Below are 16842 nucleotides of genomic sequence, written 5' to 3'. Positions count from 1 at the left end.
CGCCGCCCGGCCCCTCGAGGTCAGGCGGCGGCCTCCTCCGGGCGAAGGGTGTTCATCGGGGGCCGGTCGGCCAGCGAGACTTCGGTGGCGTGGGCGATGAATTCGCCTGCGACCATGGGGAACTGGGTCAGGGCCGCGCCGGAGTCCTGAATTCCGCTGCGGCCCAGGACGGTGCCCAGGATCTGGCGGCTCATGACGCCCAGGTCGGCCAGCGGGCGGTTGCGGTGCTGACGGACGCCGAGATTGACCTGGCCGATACTGGACAGGCCCAGCAGGTCGTAAGTATCGAGCAGCAGGCCGATTTCGACGCCGTAGCCCGGCGCGAACGGTACCGAGGTGAGCAGTTCGCGGGTGCCGGCGTACTCACCGCCCAAGGGCTGCAGCACATTCGACAGTTCGGGCCGCAGCGCGGCCAGCAGCGGGCGGGCCACCAGTTCGGTGACGCGGCCGCCACCGTGGTGGTCCACCGATTCGCCGGTGCGCAGCGGGCGGCGGTAGTACGCCTTGACCAGGTGCATGCCCTCGACGGTGAGCAACGGACCCAGCAGCCTGGGGACGAAGTTGGGGTCTGGGTCGATGAGGTCGGAGTCCACGAAGGCGATGATGTCGCCGCTGGTGACGGCCAGCGAGCGCCACAGGCATTCGCCCTTGCCGGGGACGGGGTCGAGTTCGGGGACGGCTTGTTCGCGGGTCACCACGGTGGCTCCGGCCGCCTGTGCTCGGGCGGCGGTGGCGTCGGTGGACCCGGAGTCGAGGACGACGAGTTCGTCCACCAGCGTGCCGAGCAGGGGCCGGATGCTGGCCACCACGGCGGCGACGGTGGCTTCCTCGTTGAGGGCGGGCAGCACCACCGAGACGGTGCGGTCGCCCTTGGCGGCGGTGAGTTCCGCTACGGTCCAGTCGGGGCTGTCGAAGGTGTTGGTGTTCACCCAGTCTGTTTTCATGCGAGACCTCGCAGGGTACGGGCGGGTGGGCGGTGACCCTGGATGGCGGCGATCATGTCCACCACCCGGCGGGTGTGAGCCACCTCGTGCACTCGAAAGACGCGAGCACCCGCGGCGGCCGACCAAGCAGTCGCTGCCAATGTGCCCTCCAATCGTTCGGACAGCTCGACGACACCAAGAGTCTCTCCGATGAAATCCTTATTGCTCAGCGCCATCAAGACGGGCCATCCGGTTTTCACAAGAACGTCTATCGCACGCAACAATTCGAGCCCGTGATAGGTGTTTTTGCCGAAATCATGGGTCGGATCGATCAAAATCGAGTCCTTGGCCACCCCTGCCGCCGCAGCATTTTCGGCCGCGGCCACCACCGTCTCGGTGACCTGGGTCACCACATCCGTGTACCGGACCCGGTGCGGACGGGTCCGCGGAATCGCACCCCCGGTGTGTGAGCACACAATTCCTACGCCCAGCTCGGCGGCGACGCCGACCAGTTCCGGATCCGCCCCCGCCCAGGTGTCGTTGATCAGATCCGCGCCCTCGGCGACCGCGGCCCGGGCCACGTCGGCACGCCAGGTGTCCACGCTGATGAGCAGATCCGGGTAGCGCTCGCGAATGGCCGCCACGAACGGCACCACCCGGCGGGCCTCTTCGACGTTGTCCACCTCAGCGCCCGGACCGGCCTTGACCCCGCCGATATCGACCAGATCCGCGCCCTCGGCGACGGCCTTGTCGACGGCCCGCATGGCGGCCTCGTCGCTGAACGTCGCGCCTCGGTCATAGAAGGAGTCCGGCGTCCGGTTCACGATCGCCATGACAAGCGCCCGATCCGTCGCCACCGGCTTCCCGCACAATGTCGGCAACGGCGCACACATGCCCTCGACTGTACCGAGGGCTGTGGTGCGACTGCTGGGCAGCCGACCGGAACCGGGCTCCGACCGGCTGCTGCTCAGTTGCCGGGCGCGCGCCCCGCGGCGACGTCGGCGGCGTATTCGGAGTACGCGGGAAGGTAGCCCTCGGTGCGGCCCGCGAGAACGTAGAGGGTGCTCTCGCCGTCGGGGGTGTAGCCCTGCTTGCGCAGTTCCACCTTCCGGTTCTTGAAGGTGGAGGTCTGCTCCAGCTCCGGCACCACGCGAATGAACAGCGGCACGGCGTAGGTCGGCAGATGGTCGTAGAGCACCTTGGCGGCGACCTTGCCGTCGAAGTGCCCACCCTCGTGCAGCGTCACCGCGGCCATGCCCGCCTTGCCGTCGGTGCCCGGGATGTCGACGCCGAAAACGACCGCCTGCATGACGGAGTCGATGCCGTCGAAGGCGCCCTCGACCTCGGTGGTGGCGACGTTCTCGCCCTTCCAGCGGAAGGTGTCGCCGAGGCGGTCCACGAACGCGATGTGGCCCCAGCGCTGGTCGCGCACCAGGTCGCCGGTGTCGAACCAGCAGTCGCCCGGCTCGAAACCGTCTCGCACGAGCTTGGATTCGGTGGCGGAGGCGTCGGTGTAGCCGTCGAAGGGCGAGCTCGTGGTGACCTTGGCGAGCAGCAGCCCGACCCCGCCCGGCGGCACCCGGCGCAGGCGGCCGTCCGGGTGGCGCAGGGCCTTGCCGGTGGCGTCGTCGTATTCGACGATGGCGAAGGGCAGCGGGGTGAAGCCGGCGGTCCGGGCAACCGAGAAGGCGTTGATGAAGGCGACGTTTCCCTCACTGGCCCCATAGAACTCGACGATCCGCTCGATACCGAAGCGCTGCTGGAACTCGTCCCAGAGCTCGGGCCGCAGGCCGTTGCCGACGCAGAGCCGGACGGTGTGCGCGCGGTCGGCGGGCCTGGCCGGCTGGTTGAGCAGGTAGCGGCACAGCTCGCCGATGTAGATGAAGGCGGTGGCCCGATTGGCGATGGCCTCGTCCCAGAAGCGGGTGGCCGAGAACTTGCGGCCCAGCGCGAAGGTCGCACCGCCCGCGATCACCGAGGACAGCGCCACCGTGAGCGCGTTGTTGTGGTACAGCGGCAGACAGCAGTACAGCGTGTCCCGGCCCTCGAGCCGGACGCCGAGCCCGCCGATGCCGGCCATGGACTTGGTCCAGCGCAGGTGGGTCATGACGCTGGCCTTGGGCAGCCCGGTGGTACCGGAGGTGAAGATCAGGTAGGCGCGTTCCTTGGCGGTGATCTGTTCGGTCACAGCCGGATTCGAGGCGTCGGCGGTGCGGGCCTCGGCGGCCAGCTGCTCGGACCAGAGCAGGGCGGGCCGGGCCTCGGTGAGGGTGTCGAGGGCGTCGGCACACTCCTCGCCGATCACGTCCAGCACCGAGTTCAGCAGCCCGAAGCTGTGCTGCAGCACCACGTCCCGCTGATTGTGGTTGAGCAGGCCCGCGGTGGCACCGAGTTTCACGGTGGCGAGCACGGTGAACAGCGCCTCGGCACGATTGACCATCAGGATGCCGACCACGTCGCCGCGCTCGACCCCATGCGCGGCGAGCACCTTCGCGTACCGGTTGACTTCGGCATTCGCCTCGCCCCAGGTGTACACGCGCCCTTCGAATTTCAGGAAGGGCCGGTCCGGGTGCCTGGCCGCGCCGCGCTGGAAGAACAGCCCGATAGATGCCTTGTCGCCGGATTTCACCAGCATGTGCACGACATTGCGGAGCATGCCCGGGGCCTGCATCGCCATGCCGGGCAGACCGCGGACCAGGTCGAGCAGGCTCACCGTCGAACGGACATCGGTATTCACTTCGCTGTGCTCCTCGCGCTCACGTCCCCGCTGCCACCCTTACCGATTCGCCCGATCTTGTCGAGTGAAACCATCCGGTTTCTCAACGGCCGGGGCGCAGCGCCTCGAAAGCGGAGTCGAAATCCTTGGTCACCAGTACCCGATCGACCGCTTCACGGCCGGCGTACCCGCGCAGCCGCAGCCCCTCGACCCACTCGAACAGGCCCGCGTAGTGGTCCTGCGGATCGAGCACCACCACCGGCTTGGCGTGCACGCCCAGATAGGCCCCGGTCCAGGTCTCGAAGAGTTCCTCGAGCGTGCCGATGCCGCCGGGCAGGGTCAGGAAGGCGTCGGCGCGGTCGTCCATGACCTGTTTGCGCTCGCGCATGGTGTCGGTGACGATCAGCTCGTCGGCATCGGTGTCGGCGACCTCGCGGTGCACCAGCTTCTTGGGGATCACCCCGACGGTCCTGGCCCCGGCGGCCCGCGCCGCCTGCGCGACCGCGCCCATCATGGATACATTGCCGCCGCCGGACACCAATTGCCAACCGCGACGGCCGATCTCGTCGCCCACCCGGGTGGCCAGCTCCAGCGCCACCGGATCGTCCACGCTGGCCGAGCAGTACACGCAGACCGCGTAGGCGGTGCTCACCACTGATCCTCCACGCCCGCCTCGTCCAGCTCGCGGCGCGCCTGCGCGGCCTCCACCACGATCCGCACTACCTCGTCCACGCTGTCGGTGACGTGCAGCAGCCCCAGGTCGCCGGGGGCGACCTTGGCCGAGCCGAGCAGCGAGTCGCGCATCCAATCCATCAGTCCCGACCAGTATTTGGTGCCGAACAGAATGATCGGGAAGCGGGTGATCTTGCGGGTCTGCACCAGGGTCAGCGCCTCGAACAGTTCGTCGAGGGTGCCGAAACCGCCGGGCAGACAAACGAATGCCTGGGCGTACTTCACGAACATGGTCTTGCGCGCGAAGAAGTACCGGAAGTTGATGCCCAGGTCGACCCACTCGTTGAGGTGCTGCTCGAAGGGCAGCTCGATACCGAGGCCGATGGAGTATCCGCCCGCCTCCGACGCACCCCGGTTGGCCGCCTCCATGGCGCCCGGTCCGCCGCCGGTGATGACCGCGAAACCGGATCGGGCCAAGGCACTTCCGATGGCCATACCGGCCTGGTACTCGGCCGACTCGGCGGTGGTGCGGGCGGAGCCGAAGACCGCCACCGCGGCCGGCGCCTCCGCCAAAGCTCCGAAGCCCTCGACGAATTCGGCCTGGATGCGCAGTACGCGCCAGGGGTCGGTATGCACCCAGTCGGCCGGCCCGCGCTCGTCCAGCAGATGCTGATCGGTGGTGCCTATGCCCTTCTTGCGATCCCGCCGCAGCATGATCGGCCCGCGGAATCGTGGCGTCTTGGGCGAGCGCACACCTTCATACTCGGCGTCAGCAGACATGCAGGCAGTATCTAATTTGCCCTCCGCTGCGCTCCGGGCGGGGTTCGCGGCGCTGAAAGTCTCGATCCTTCCCTCCTCCGCTTCGCTCCCCCGCTCCAAGGCGGAGGTCGATTCCAGCCGCAGTCCAGAATCGAGACCCGCCGCGAACCTGAGAATGTATCTACCTGCAGGTTTGCTAAGCCTTGGCGCCCGTCAGATAACTGCGCAGCATTGATGTGACCTCGGTGATCTGGTCGACGGGCAGGTGCTCGTCGCGCTTGTGGGCCAGATTCGGGTCGCCCGGGCCGAAATTGACGGCCGGGATGCCGCGGGCGGCGAACCGCGAGACATCGGTCCAGCCGTACTTGGCGCGGACGCCGCCGCTGCCGTGCGCGTGCACGATCTCGATGAGGTCCTTGGCGGCCGGATTGGACAGGCCGGGCAGAGCGCCGGGCGCGCCGTCGGTGCGCTCGAAATCCAGTTCCAGACCGGCGAATACCTCGCGCACGTGCTCGGTGGCCTGATCCAGGGTGCGGTCGGGGGCGAAGCGGAAGTTCACGTCCACGGTGGCCACGTCCGGCACCACATTGCCGGCCACGCCGCCCTCGACGCGGACCGCGGACAGGCCCTCGCGGTAGGTGCAGCCGTCGATCTCGACCGTCCGCGCCCGGTAGCGGGCCAGCCGGTCCAGGATCGGGGCGAGACGGTGAATGGCGTTGTCCCCCAGCCAAGCTCGCGCGGTGTGCGCACGCACGCCGGAGGTGGTCAGCCGCACCCGCAGGGTGCCCTGGCAGCCCGCCTCGATCCAGCCGCCGGAGGGCTCGCCGAGAATGGCCAGATCGCCCGCGAGCCACTCGGGCAGTTCGCGTTCGATGCGGCCCAGGCCGTTGAACTCGGCCGCGATCTCCTCGCAGTCGTAGAAGATCAGGGTCAGGTCGTGGACCGGATCGGCCACGGTGGCCGCCAGGTGCAGGAAGACCGCGTCACCGGACTTCATGTCGACGCTGCCGCAACCCCACAGCTGCCGTTCGCCGTCCGCGGTGGTCTCGAAGTGGCCGGGGACATTGTCGGCGATGGGCACGGTGTCCAGATGTCCGGCGAGAATGACCCGGGTCGGCAGCCCCCGATTGGTGCGTGCCAGCACGGTATTGCCGTGCCGCAGGATTTCGAATCCGGTGGTCTGTTCGTGCAGCGCCGTTTCGACGATGTCGGCGATGACCTTCTCGTTCTTCGACACGCTCGGAATGTCCACGAGCGCGGCGGTGAGTGAAATGGGGTCGGCACTCAGATCGATGGTCACTTGATCCACCATAAAGGAGGAATAACCTCCATTCTTCGCACGGTCGCTGCCTTGGCACAAATCGGCACCGCATGCGGTATGAATTCACAGCCCGGTAACGTAGGGGGACGTGAGTACACAGGGAGCATCTGCAGTCGGCCTAGCCACCATCACCGTCAACGGCACAGTCCTGGACACCTGGTACCCGTATCCCAGCCTCGGGACCTTCTCCGCCGACGAGGTCGGCACCGTCCGGCTCGATTCCTCGGATCCCGAATTCGCGAAGTTCGCCGCGTCGGTCGGCACGGACGAGGCACGCCGCGTCGAGATCGTCGCGGTGCGTACCGTCATCGCCGATCTGGCCGCCGCGCCGATCGACACGCACGACGCGTACCTGCGCCTGCACCTGATCTCGCACCGGCTGATCCGCCCGCACGGCGCGAACCTGGACGGCATCTTCGGCCTGCTGGCCAATGTGGTGTGGACCAACCACGGCCCCTGCTCCAACGAGGAATTCGAGCTGACCCGGCTGAAGCTGCGCGCCCGCGGCCAGGTCACCGTATACGGCGTGGACAAGTTCCCGCGCCTGGTCGACTACGTGCTGCCGTCCGGGGTGCGCATTGCCGACGCCGACCGGGTGCGGCTGGGCGCGCACCTGGCCTCGGGCACCACGGTCATGCACGAGGGCTTCGTCAACTTCAATGCCGGCACGCTCGGCAATTCCATGGTGGAGGGCCGGATCTCGGCCGGCGTGGTGGTCGGCGACGGCTCCGACGTCGGGGGCGGCGCGTCCATCATGGGCACCCTGTCCGGCGGCGGCAAGCAGGTCATCTCGCTCGGTGAGCGCTGCCTGCTGGGCGCGAACTCGGGCCTGGGCATCTCGCTCGGCGACGACTGCGTGGTGGAGGCGGGCCTGTACGTCACCGCAGGCACCAAGGTCGCGCTGCCGGACGGCGCCGTCGTGAAGGCCGGTGAGCTGTCGGGCAAGTCGAACCTGCTGTTCATCCGTAACTCGCTGACCGGCGCGGTCGAGGTCCGGCCCCGCAAGGGCACCGGCATCGAGCTGAACGCGGCGCTGCACGCCAACGACTGACTCCAGTGCCGCGAAAACCCCTGTCGGCTTGCGCCGCAGGGGTTTTCGTCATTTCGCGCTCAGTGGTAGAGGCCGCACCAGGGCGCCGCAGAGCCGTCCATGACGGGGAACGGGATGCCGCCGGAGTTGCACTGGCCCGACCCGGTCTGGAAGGCCTTGATCAGGTTCGACGAGCCGGTGGGCGACGGGTCGAAGGATCCGGTGCCGGTGGGCCCGGTGTTCACCGAGCCGGTCCCGGTGGTGCCGGCGATCTGCTCGGTCGGCTGCTGCATGGGGGTGAGGGGCAGCGCATCGGCGGTGGCCGCGGCGGCGGGAGCGAGCAGGCCGGCGAAGACGGCGGCGGCCGCCACGGTGGTGCGCAGAGAGGTGTGCATCGAGCGAATCTCCTTGAGAACGTGACTGTTTCGCTTCACGTAAGCTAGACGTTCGCTCATGGACCCGACGAGACCCCGAAACCTCCAGCACCGGAACTCCGGTGTCAGAGGCCGAAGGCGATGGCCCGTTCGGGGGTGATGCGGATCAGCTCCGGGGACAGACCCGGGTACCACGGCTCCACGTCCCGCAACGCCTGCGCGGTGCCGCGAATTTCGAGGCACCGCACCGTCCAGGGGTCGACGGAGGGGACATCGTCGACCACGAAGGCGACCCGCTCCTCCTTCAGCAGATTGCGGAACTTCTGGCTCGCGCCCAGATCGCGTCCACCGATGTCGATGGTGCCCAGGGCCGCGTTGTAGCGGAAGCCCACCGGATTGTTCTGCGGTGAGCCGTCGGGACGGATGGTGGCCAGCCGCCCCAGTCGCTGGCTGTTCAGGTACTCGATCTGGGCGGGCGACAGAGATGCGGTCATACCGATCACGGTAGGACCTCGAGTGCACTCGAGGTCAAGACAGCAGTTTCTTCTGGACCTTGCCCATGGCATTGCGCGGCAGGCCGTCCACCACGCGCACCTCGCGCGGCCGCTTGTGCGCCGAAAGTTCGCTCGCCACATGGGCGATGAGCTCGTCGGCGATCGCCGCGCCCGCCCCGGGGCGGAGCACGACATAGGCGACGATGCGCTGCCCGAGATCGTCGTCGGGGACGCCGACGACCGCGGTCTCGGCCACCGCCGGATGCCCCAGCAGCGCGGTCTCGATCTCGCCCGCGCCGATGCGATAGCCGCCGGACTTGATGAGGTCCACCGATTCCCGGCCCACGATGCGGTGGAAGCCCTCGGCGTCGATGACCGCCACGTCGCCGGTCCGGAACCAGCCGTCGGCGGTGAAGTTCTCGGCGGTGACCTCCGGCTTGTTCAGATAGCCGTCGAAGAGCATGGGGCCACGCACCTGGAGTCCGCCGACGCTCTCCCCGTCGTGCGGCACCGGGTCGCCCGCCTCGTCGCGCAGCCGGGTCTCGACGCCCGCCACCGGGGTGCCGACCCAGCCCGGGCGGCGTTCGCCGTCGGGCCGGGTGGAGAGGGTGATCATGGTTTCGCTCATGCCGTAGCGCTCGATCGGGGCGTGCCCGGTGAGCTCGGCGAGCCGCTCGAACACCGGCACGGGCAGCGGCGCACTGCCGGAGATCAGGATCCGCGCCTTCGCCAATTCCCGTGCGGCGTCGGGGTCTTCGGTGATTCGCGACCACACGGTGGGCACGCCGAAGTACATGGTGCCGTGCGCGTCGGCGTACGCCTTCGGGGTGGGCTTGCCGGTGTGGACGAGCGGGCTGCCGGCCCGCAGCGGGCCCAGCACACCGAGAATCAGGCCGTGCACGTGGAACAGCGGAAGACCATGCACCAGAACATCTTTCGAGGTCCATCCCCACGCATCGACGAGCGCGTCCAGGCCCGCCGCGATGGCGTCGCGACTGAGCATCACACCCTTGGGCGCGCCGGTGGTGCCGGAGGTGTAGAGGATGAAAGCCGTTGCCTTCCCGGCCGGTTCGGCGTATCGATGCCAGGACCGCGCGTGCTTGCGCACCGGGATCACCGGCAGGTCGGAGCCCTCGGGAGCCTTGCCCAGCCAGGCCTGCGCACCCGAATCCCGCAGGATGTGCGCCAGTTCCGCACTGCCGGAGTCCGGCGGCACCGGCACCACGGTCACCCCGGCGATCAGGCAGCCCACCACGGCGAGCACGGTGGTGACGGTCGGTTCGGCCAGCACGGCCACCCGGCGCGCCTGGGCCACCCGTTCGGCGACGGAGGTGGCCGCGCCGAGCAGATCACTGCGCGACAACGTCTCCCCGTCGATGGTGACGGCATCCGGGATATCGGCTCCGGCGGCGATGGCGGCCGGGTTCAACGAGCTCAGCAACAGCGGCGACACGGGCCCACGCTACCGGAGCCGCTCGGCAACGAATCGCTTGCGAACCCGCGGAGCCGGTTGACAGGCAACCCGAGTGGGTAAGAAAGTTTCTATATAACTTTCTCATCCGAGGATGTGGTCGACGATGACCAGGCCGCTGCCCGACCCGTTCGAATCCGCAGCCCCCGCACCGGAGATCGACGTCCGCCGCTATCTGGACGGTGCGGCGGGCTTCTTCGGCGCGGCGGCGAACGTGATCATGCAGCTCTCCCACCCGCCGGTCGGCTACGGCGTGGTGGAGAGCCCGGTGGAATCCGGGAATGTCATGGTCCATCCCCTCAAACGGCTGCGCACCACCCTCACCTACCTGGCCGTGGCCCTGCTGGGCACCGAGAAGGACCGTGCGGCCTATCGGGAGGCCGTCGATTCCGTACACAAGTACGTCCGGTCCCGCACGAGCAGCACCGTGAAGTACAACGCCTTCGATCCCCGGCTGCAGCTCTGGGTCGCGGCCTGCCTGTACTGGGGTGCGCGTGATCTCTACGAGCGCATGCACGGACCGATGGACGACTACGACGCCGACGCCTTCTACCTCCACGCCGCCAGGCTCGGCACCACGCTGCAGGTGCGTCCGGACATGTGGCCCGCCGATCGCGCTGCCTTCGAGCGCTATTGGGACGAGAGCCTCGCCGAGACCCGCATCGACCCCAAGATCCGGGCCTACTTCGAGGATCTCATCGACCTGAAGATGCTGCCCCGCCCGTTCCAGCTGGCCTTCGGCGGCGTACACCGCTTCTTCGTGACCGGCCTGCTGCCGCAGCATCTCCGCGACGAGATGGGCATGACCTGGACACCGCGGCAGGACCGCGCACTGGCCCGGATGCTGCGGCTGGCCGGTGCGGCCGAATCGGTCGTGCCGGCGTCATTGCGGGCCTTCCCACTGAACGTCTATCTCACGGATATGCGTCTGCGGCGCAGGCTGGGCCTGCGGCTGGTGTGAAACCCGGTGCGGGTCAGAGGATCCGGAATCCGGGAATGATGTGGTCACGAGCGAACTGCCGCAGCGCGACAGGATCGTCGAGCGGAATGACCGTCTGCGGCGTCAGCGCCAGCGACAACGCCGCACGGGCGATCATCTCGGCCAGCGGCAGCGGATCATATTGCGGCAGTTTGCCTTCCGCCTGCAGGCGGGCGATGAACTCGGCGAGGTAATCGCGGCCGAGCTCGATGACCGGCGCGCCCTGCACGGTCAGATAGGGCAGCACCACCTCGGGTTCGGTCTTGAGCAGGCGGCCCAGCAGCTGATTGCCGCGCAGGCCCTCGATGAACGCGATGAACAGGACGGTGATCTGCTCCTCGGCGCTGGCGTCGCGTTCGACCGGAACCCGCACCGCGGCGTCGATGTCCTCGACGAGCTGGCGGGCCTGACGCAGGCCGACGGCTTGGATGAGGTCGTTCTTGCCCGCGAAGCGGCGGTAGAGGGTGGCCAGCGAGAGCCCGCCACGGCGGGCGACCTCCACCATGCTGGTGCGTTTGATGCCGAAGTCCAGGAACGCCATGAGCGCGGCATCGAGGACCTTGGCCTGGTTGTGATCCTCGGGGCCGGATCCGCGGACGAGCGGCAGCAGTTTGGCCAGTTTGGCCATGGTCCGGGCCCTTTCCGGTCGCAAAGAAACGGTGAGGCACTAATCTTCGCACATTGACATGACCTCCCCACGATGAGAGGGTGAGTGGGGAAATTTCTCACACTCTCCTCATGGGCGAGGAGTGACGACGAGGAGCCGAGTCAACGATGACCGCCCCCCTGCGCAAGTTCGACGAGTTCCCGCCGGCCCACGCGCCGATGACCCCGGAATCCGTGCGTGAGCACATCGACGGCGTCGCGGCCTTCCTCGGCGGCGCGGCCAATGTCGTCATGCAGCTGTCGCTGAAACCCATCGCGTACGGCGTCATGGAGAGCGACGTCGACAGCGGCAAGGTGACGCTGCACCCGATCAAGCGGCTGCGCACCACTCTCACCTATCTGTCGGTCGCGCTGCTCGGGAACGAGGACGACCGCCGCGACTACCGCGAGGCCGTGAACCGCTCGCACCGCAGCGTCCACTCCAAGCCCGGCAGCGCGGTCAAGTACAACGCCTTCGACCCCAAGCTCCAGCTGTGGGTGGCGGCCTGCCTCTACTGGGGCGTCGACGATCTCTACCACCGCATGCGCGGCCCCATGAATCCCGAACTGGCGGAAGCCTTCTACCAGTACTGCGCGCGACTGGGCACCACCCTGCAGATGCGTCCCGAGCTGTGGCCCGCCACCCGCGACGAGTTCTACGTGTACTGGGAGGAGAACCTCGCGACCAAGTCGATCGACGCTCCCACCCGCAAGTACTTCAACGACCTCGCCGACCTGAAGATGCTGCCCTGGCCCCTGCAGATCACCCTGGGCGGCCTGCACCGCTTCATCGTCACCGCCCTGCTCCCCCCGCACCTGCGCGAGGAGATGGCCATGACCTGGTCCGCCCGCGATGAGCGCATCTTCGCCGGCTTCCTGCGCCTGATCTCCGCGATCTGGACCCGCATGCCCACCCCGGTCCGCCTGTTCCCCTACAACTTCTACCTCGCCGACATGCGCCTCCGCCGCCGCCTCGGCCGCCCCCTGGTCTGACCAAACGCTCGGACTCTCAGGGGTTGCACGACTGAAACCCCGTCCGGAGGAGCGCCGCACGCTCGAGTGCGCGGCCCTGGCGCACGCCGGGAACGACCCGCGACCGCGAATTATCAGGCGCGGTCAGCCAGGGCACGGAGGAAGAATCCGAGGTTGGCGGGGCGTTCGGCGAGGCGGCGCATGAGATAGCCGTACCACTGGGTGCCATAGGGGATGTAGACGCGCAGGAAGTGGCCGTCCGCGACCAGGCGGCGCTGTTCGGCGTCGCGGACGCCGTAGAGCATCTGGAACTCGAAATCTCCTGGGTTGCGGTGGTTTTCGATGGCGAGGGCGAGGGCGGCGTCGATCATGGCCGGGTCGTGGGAGGCGATCATGGGGTACCAGGCGCTGCGAAAGAGGACGTCGAGGCAGCGCAGGTAGGAGACGTCGACCTCGGCGCGGCGCTGATAGGCGACGGTCGCCGGTTCCTGGTACGCGCCCTTGCAGAGGCGGACGCGGGTGCCGTCGGCGGCCAGGTCGCGGGCGCGGTCCTCGGCCTGACGCAGGTACGTCTGCAAAGCGACAGCGAGCCAGGGGAATTCGGCGCGGGCCTGGCGGACCGCGTCCAGGGTGCCGGCGGTGGTCGTGTGGTCCTCGGCGTCGACGGTCACCCAGACGTGGCGCTCGACGGCCTTGGCGCACAGCTTGTGCAGGTTCTCCGCGGCGATGGCCGGCCCGTCCTGACCCAGCGACTGGCCGAGCGCCGACAGCTTGAGCGAGACCTCCACCCGGGGAATGTCGGTGTGCGCGCCGGGCATCATCTGGTCGGCCTCGGCCAGATCGTCGATGAGCGAAAGGTATTCCGCCACCGCGGCATCGGCCTGGGCATGCTCGGTGGTGTACTCGCCCAGGAAGTCGACACTCACCGCGCGGCCGCTCGCCAGCAGCTCGCGCGCCACCGGGACCAGCTCGGCCCGGGTCTCCCCGGCCACGAACCGCCGGACCACGGCGGCGGTGGCCGGCACCCGGGTGATGGCGTCCTTCATCCGCGACGATCCGGCCGCGGCCAGGATCGCGGGCCGCAGTGGATTCATCGAGTCTCCATGTGGGGGTAGCGGTAGTCGGTCGGTGGAACGAAGGTCTCCTTGAGCGTGCGGGGCGCGACCCAGCGCAGCAGGTTGAGGTAGGAGCCCGCCTTGTCGTCGGTGCCGGAGGCGCGGGCCCCGCCGAAGGGCTGCTGCCCGACCACCGCGCCGGTGGGCTTGTCGTTGATGTAGAAGTTGCCCGCGGCGAATCGCAGTGCGTCCGTGGCGGTTTCGACGGCCTTGCGGTCGCGGGCGAAGATCGCGCCGGTGAGAGCGTAGGGCGAGGTCCCGTCCACCACCTCGAGGATCTCGGCGAACGAGTCGGGCGCGCTGTCGTCGTAGACGTACACCGACAGAATGGGCCCGAAGTACTCGGTGGCGAAGGCATCGTCGCCCGGGTCCTCGCCGAGCAGCACGGTCGGCCGCACGAACCAGCCCTCGCTGTCGTCGTAGCCACCGCCCGCGGGCACCGTGAGCCCCCGGTCCTTCGCCTTCTCGATGGCGGCCACGCACTTGTCGTAGGCGCGGTTGTCGATCACGGCCCCACCGAAATTCGACAGATCGGCGACATCTCCGTAGGTCAGCGACTCCACCTCGGCCAGGAAGTCCTGCCCCATGCGCTGCCACACCGACCGGGCGATATAGGCGCGCGAGGCGGCCGAGCACTTCTGCCCCTGATATTCGTAGGCACCGCGAATCATGGCCGTGCGCAAGGCATCCGAGTCGGCGGACGGGTGGGCGAGGATGAAGTCCTTCCCGCCGGTCTCCCCCACCAGCCGCGGATATCCGTGGTAGTGGCCGATATTCGAGCCGACGCTCTGCCACAGGTACTGGAAGGTGCGGGTGGAACCGGTGAAGTGGATGCCCGCCAACCGCGGATCGGCCAGCGCCACCTCCGAGAGCTGTGCGCCGCTGCCGGTCACCATATTGATGACCCCGGGCGGCAGGCCCGCCTCCTCCAGCAGCTTCATCGTGTAGTACGCCGAAAATGTCTGTGCCGGGGAAGGTTTCCAGACGACGGTATTGCCCATGAGCGCGGGCGCGGTGGGCAGGTTCCCGGCGATGGCGGTGAAGTTGAACGGCGTGATGGCGTAGACGAAGCCCTCCAGAGGCCGGTAGTCCATCCGATTCCACCCGCCCGCCGCCGATTCCGGCTGGATCGCCAGAATCTGCCGGGCGAAGGCGACATTGAAGCGCCAGAAGTCCACCAGCTCGCAGGGTGCGTCGATTTCGGCCTGCTGCACTGTTTTCGACTGGCCGAGCATGGTAGCGGCGGCCAGGGTCTCGCGCCAGGGCCCGGCCAGCAGGTCGGCGGCCCGCAGCAGAATGGCGGCCCGTTCCTCGAAGGGCATGGCCTGCCAGGCGGGCGCGGCGGCCGTCGCCGCCGCGATGGCCGCGCGCGCGTCGTCGTGGGTGGTGTGGGTGTAGGTCCCGAGTACCTGGCGGCGCCGGTGCGGCATCACGATGGTGTGCCGCTCGCCGCCGCCGGGCTGATGCTTGCCGCCGATCACGAGCGGCACATCCACGGGGTCGGCGGCGAGAGCGGCGAGCCTGCCGGCCAGCAGCTCGCGTTCGCGGCTGCCGGGGGCGTAGGTGTGCACCGGTTCATTGCCGGGAGGAGGGACAACCGTGACAGCGTCCATATCCAAGGCTAACGCGATCGCCGCTGCCCGACCGGAACGAACACGCCCCGGCCGGCCCCGCCGTCGGAATTTCTCCGTCGGCGGGGCCGCTTCCTCAGTGGAAGTCCTGCGAAATGATCGTCTCGATATTGCGTTCCGCGAGCGCGGTGATCGTGACGAACGGGTTGACGGTGGTGAGGCCCGGAATCAGGGAGCCGTCGATGACGTACAGGCCCGGGTACTGGGTGAGCCGCCCGTAGTTGTCGGTGGACACGTTCAGCACGCAGCCGCCGAGCGGGTGGTAGGCGAAATCGTCGCCCCAGGTCTTGTATTCGCCGAACAGGTCGGTCCGGTAGATGGTGCCTTCCTTGCTGTTGATCTTGTCGAAGATGCGCTTGGCGCAATCGATGCTGGGCTGGTTCCAGGCGGTCTGCCAGTTCAGGTCCACGCCACCGGATCCCGAGTTGTAGGAGAAGGTGCCGCGGTTCGGGTTCTTGGTGATGGCCAGGTACAGGCTGGCGAAGGTCTCGATGCCGGCCGGGAACGGCGACACCTCCGCGAAGGCGGGGCCGCCGCTGTCGGACCAGTTGTCGATGCCGACGCAGGGGATGCAGGACTGCAGGCTGCCGGTGGCGTCCCAGGCCTGGTTCTGCCGGGCCACCATGACATTGCCGTTGTTGCCCCAGCCGGCGCCGATCGAGTCCGGCAGATTGCCCAGCTTGCCGGTGGCCTTCTGCGTAACCAGCAGCTTGCTGGTGCCGACACTGCCCGCCGCGAAGAAGACCTTCTGCGCCGTAACGGTTTTCGCCTTCACGGTATTGCCGCTGGTGTCGATCTGGTTCATCACCACCGAGTAGCCGCCGCCGTTGGCCGGCGCCACGGTGGTGACCACGTGCTGCGGCACGATGGTCACCTTGCCGGTGCCCGACGCCGCCGCCAGATAGGTCTTGTCCAGCGAGTTCTTGCCGTAGTTGTTGCCGTAGATGACCTCGGCGTTGAGCGCCGACCGCGGGGCGGTACTGGCCTGCTCCTGCTTCATGTAGTTGAAGTCGTAGACGTTGGGCACGAAGGTGTACGCGAACCCGGACCGCTGTGCCTGCTTTATGCCGACCCGCGCGAACTGGTAGCAGTCCGCGCCCTGGAACCAGGTCTGGTCGATGTTGTTCACCTTCAGCGCGGCATTGGCGCGCGGGTAGTAGGTGCTGTACATCGAGCCGGCGTCCACCGACGGCAGGATGCTGGCGAAGTTCTCCTGCTTGGGCGTCACCGCCATACCGCCGTTGACCAGCGAGCCGCCGCCCACGCCGCGGCCCTGGTAGATCCGGATCCCGCTGAACTGCTCGGAATCCAGCACGCCGGTGTAGCGGGAGATGGACTTGTTGTAGGGCGCGCCCATGAAGTGGTTGACGGGTTGGTCGGTCTCGGTGCGCAGCCAGAAGGACCGGCCGTCCGGATTCAGCATGTTGCAGAAGACCTTGCCGTCGGACCCGGGCTGGCTCCAGGACATGCCCTTCTCGACCATGACTACGTTCTGCCCGGCCTGCGCGAGCCGCAGCGCCGCGACCGCGCCGCCGTAGCCGGTGCCGATGACCAGGATCGGCATCGTGTCACCGTCATTGATCGATCCCGTGGGTAGTGCCCGAGCCAGAGGCGCCTTCGGTAGTAGCGCAGCCGCCCCCAGAATGACACCTGTTGCAGCTAGGAACCCACGTCGGCTGACATTGCTGCCATAGACACTCTTACCGGGGGTTTCATAAGACAGACCACGCACTGAAAGAC

Annotated in this window: 16 protein-coding genes; 3 read left to right on the top strand and 13 right to left on the bottom strand. The window is 68.1% G+C overall.

Annotated elements, in window-relative coordinates; translation table 11 throughout:
* Positions 1–20: 20 nt before the first annotated feature.
* From AB0L60_RS04215 to dapE, 6 genes are all read right to left on the bottom strand, one after another.
* Positions 21–944 (bottom strand): glucosyl-3-phosphoglycerate synthase, encoded by a 924-nt coding sequence (locus AB0L60_RS04215; protein ID WP_364607025.1) that lies wholly within the window; start codon positions 942–944, stop codon positions 21–23.
* Positions 941–1816 carry a dihydropteroate synthase gene (gene folP, locus AB0L60_RS04210; protein WP_364607022.1) on the bottom strand — a complete coding sequence of 292 codons (876 nt, stop codon included), beginning with the start codon at positions 1814–1816 and terminating at the stop codon, positions 941–943. Before folP ends, AB0L60_RS04215 begins: the two co-directional genes overlap by 4 nt.
* Before the next feature lie 74 nt (positions 1817–1890).
* Positions 1891–3660, bottom strand: a complete 1770-nt coding sequence (locus tag AB0L60_RS04205) for a long-chain-acyl-CoA synthetase (protein ID WP_364607019.1) — start codon at positions 3658–3660, stop codon at positions 1891–1893.
* An 82-nt stretch (positions 3661–3742) separates the two neighbouring features.
* Complete coding sequence (locus tag AB0L60_RS04200; protein WP_364607016.1) at positions 3743–4294, bottom strand: TIGR00730 family Rossman fold protein; 552 nt, start codon at positions 4292–4294, stop codon at positions 3743–3745.
* On the bottom strand, positions 4288–5091 hold the full coding sequence (locus tag AB0L60_RS04195) for a TIGR00730 family Rossman fold protein (protein ID WP_364607013.1): 804 nt from the start codon (positions 5089–5091) through the stop codon (positions 4288–4290). The genes AB0L60_RS04200 and AB0L60_RS04195 overlap by 7 nt, the downstream gene beginning before the upstream one ends.
* Before the next feature lie 175 nt (positions 5092–5266).
* Positions 5267–6382, bottom strand: coding sequence for a succinyl-diaminopimelate desuccinylase (dapE, locus tag AB0L60_RS04190; RefSeq protein ID WP_364607010.1), 1116 nt, complete (start codon positions 6380–6382; stop codon positions 5267–5269).
* Between the two features lie 97 nt (positions 6383–6479).
* Between dapE and dapD the strand changes: the two genes are divergently transcribed.
* Entirely contained in the window at positions 6480–7442 is a 963-nt protein-coding gene (gene dapD, locus AB0L60_RS04185) for a 2,3,4,5-tetrahydropyridine-2,6-dicarboxylate N-succinyltransferase (RefSeq protein WP_364607007.1), read from the top strand.
* Positions 7443–7501: 59 nt separating this feature from the next.
* Here the strand turns inward: dapD and AB0L60_RS04180 are convergent, their stop codons facing one another.
* From AB0L60_RS04180 to AB0L60_RS04170, 3 genes are all read right to left on the bottom strand, one after another.
* Complete coding sequence (locus AB0L60_RS04180) at positions 7502–7816, bottom strand: hypothetical protein (protein ID WP_364607004.1); 315 nt, start codon at positions 7814–7816, stop codon at positions 7502–7504.
* 104 nt (positions 7817–7920) lie between these two features.
* On the bottom strand, positions 7921–8289 hold the full coding sequence (locus tag AB0L60_RS04175; RefSeq protein ID WP_364607001.1) for a PPOX class F420-dependent oxidoreductase: 369 nt from the start codon (positions 8287–8289) through the stop codon (positions 7921–7923).
* A 34-nt stretch (positions 8290–8323) separates the two neighbouring features.
* Positions 8324–9733, bottom strand: coding sequence for an acyl-CoA synthetase (locus tag AB0L60_RS04170; RefSeq protein ID WP_364608486.1), 1410 nt, complete (start codon positions 9731–9733; stop codon positions 8324–8326).
* A gap of 133 nt (positions 9734–9866) precedes the next feature.
* Here AB0L60_RS04170 and AB0L60_RS04165 point away from each other — a divergent pair, with 133 nt between their 5' ends.
* Positions 9867–10721, top strand: a complete 855-nt coding sequence (locus tag AB0L60_RS04165) for an oxygenase MpaB family protein (RefSeq protein WP_364606998.1) — start codon at positions 9867–9869, stop codon at positions 10719–10721.
* A 13-nt stretch (positions 10722–10734) separates the two neighbouring features.
* On the opposite strand, the gene AB0L60_RS04160 is transcribed toward AB0L60_RS04165, so the two are convergent.
* Positions 10735–11367, bottom strand: coding sequence for a TetR/AcrR family transcriptional regulator (locus AB0L60_RS04160; RefSeq protein ID WP_364606995.1), 633 nt, complete (start codon positions 11365–11367; stop codon positions 10735–10737).
* 146 nt (positions 11368–11513) lie between these two features.
* Here AB0L60_RS04160 and AB0L60_RS04155 point away from each other — a divergent pair, with 146 nt between their 5' ends.
* Positions 11514–12377: an oxygenase MpaB family protein gene (locus AB0L60_RS04155; RefSeq protein WP_364606992.1), complete on the top strand. Its 864-nt coding sequence runs from the start codon at positions 11514–11516 to the stop codon at positions 12375–12377.
* Positions 12378–12490: 113 nt separating this feature from the next.
* Here the strand turns inward: AB0L60_RS04155 and AB0L60_RS04150 are convergent, their stop codons facing one another.
* The 3 genes from AB0L60_RS04150 to AB0L60_RS04140 all read right to left on the bottom strand — a co-directional run bounded on the left by AB0L60_RS04150 (position 12491) and on the right by AB0L60_RS04140 (position 16666).
* A complete protein-coding gene (locus tag AB0L60_RS04150; protein ID WP_364606989.1) occupies positions 12491–13450 on the bottom strand; it encodes a proline dehydrogenase family protein in 960 nt (319 codons plus the stop codon).
* The gene (pruA, locus tag AB0L60_RS04145) at positions 13447–15084 is read right to left on the bottom strand and encodes an L-glutamate gamma-semialdehyde dehydrogenase (RefSeq protein WP_364606986.1); all 1638 of its coding nucleotides are present in this window, start codon (positions 15082–15084) and stop codon (positions 13447–13449) included. The genes AB0L60_RS04150 and pruA overlap by 4 nt, the downstream gene beginning before the upstream one ends.
* Positions 15085–15178: 94 nt before the next feature.
* Positions 15179–16666 (bottom strand): GMC oxidoreductase, encoded by a 1488-nt coding sequence (locus AB0L60_RS04140; RefSeq protein WP_364606983.1) that lies wholly within the window; start codon positions 16664–16666, stop codon positions 15179–15181.
* Positions 16667–16842: the final 176 nt, after the last annotated feature.

It is taken from the genome of Nocardia sp. NPDC051981 (assembly GCF_040680715.1).
GTDB lineage: Bacteria > Actinomycetota > Actinomycetes > Mycobacteriales > Mycobacteriaceae > Nocardia.
The sequence above is the reverse complement of the archived record's forward strand: the minus strand, read 5'-3'. Positions and strand labels throughout refer to the sequence as shown.

Excerpts from the sequence above, each read along its gene's own strand:
- AB0L60_RS04215 (WP_364607025.1), bottom strand. The coding sequence starts at position 944 with ATGAAAACAGACTGGGTGAACACCAACACCTTCGACAGCCCCGACTGG.
- folP (WP_364607022.1), bottom strand. The coding sequence starts at position 1,816 with ATGTGTGCGCCGTTGCCGACATTGTGCGGGAAGCCGGTGGCGACGGAT.
- AB0L60_RS04195 (WP_364607013.1), bottom strand. The coding sequence starts at position 5,091 with ATGTCTGCTGACGCCGAGTATGAAGGTGTGCGCTCGCCCAAGACGCCA.
- dapE (WP_364607010.1), bottom strand. The coding sequence starts at position 6,382 with ATGGTGGATCAAGTGACCATCGATCTGAGTGCCGACCCCATTTCACTC.
- AB0L60_RS04180 (WP_364607004.1), bottom strand. The coding sequence starts at position 7,816 with ATGCACACCTCTCTGCGCACCACCGTGGCGGCCGCCGCCGTCTTCGCC.
- AB0L60_RS04175 (WP_364607001.1), bottom strand. The coding sequence starts at position 8,289 with ATGACCGCATCTCTGTCGCCCGCCCAGATCGAGTACCTGAACAGCCAG.
- AB0L60_RS04165 (WP_364606998.1), top strand. The coding sequence starts at position 9,867 with ATGACCAGGCCGCTGCCCGACCCGTTCGAATCCGCAGCCCCCGCACCG.
- AB0L60_RS04160 (WP_364606995.1), bottom strand. The coding sequence starts at position 11,367 with ATGGCCAAACTGGCCAAACTGCTGCCGCTCGTCCGCGGATCCGGCCCC.
- AB0L60_RS04155 (WP_364606992.1), top strand. The coding sequence starts at position 11,514 with ATGACCGCCCCCCTGCGCAAGTTCGACGAGTTCCCGCCGGCCCACGCG.
- AB0L60_RS04150 (WP_364606989.1), bottom strand. The coding sequence starts at position 13,450 with ATGAATCCACTGCGGCCCGCGATCCTGGCCGCGGCCGGATCGTCGCGG.
- pruA (WP_364606986.1), bottom strand. The coding sequence starts at position 15,084 with ATGGACGCTGTCACGGTTGTCCCTCCTCCCGGCAATGAACCGGTGCAC.
- AB0L60_RS04140 (WP_364606983.1), bottom strand. The coding sequence starts at position 16,666 with ATGCCGATCCTGGTCATCGGCACCGGCTACGGCGGCGCGGTCGCGGCG.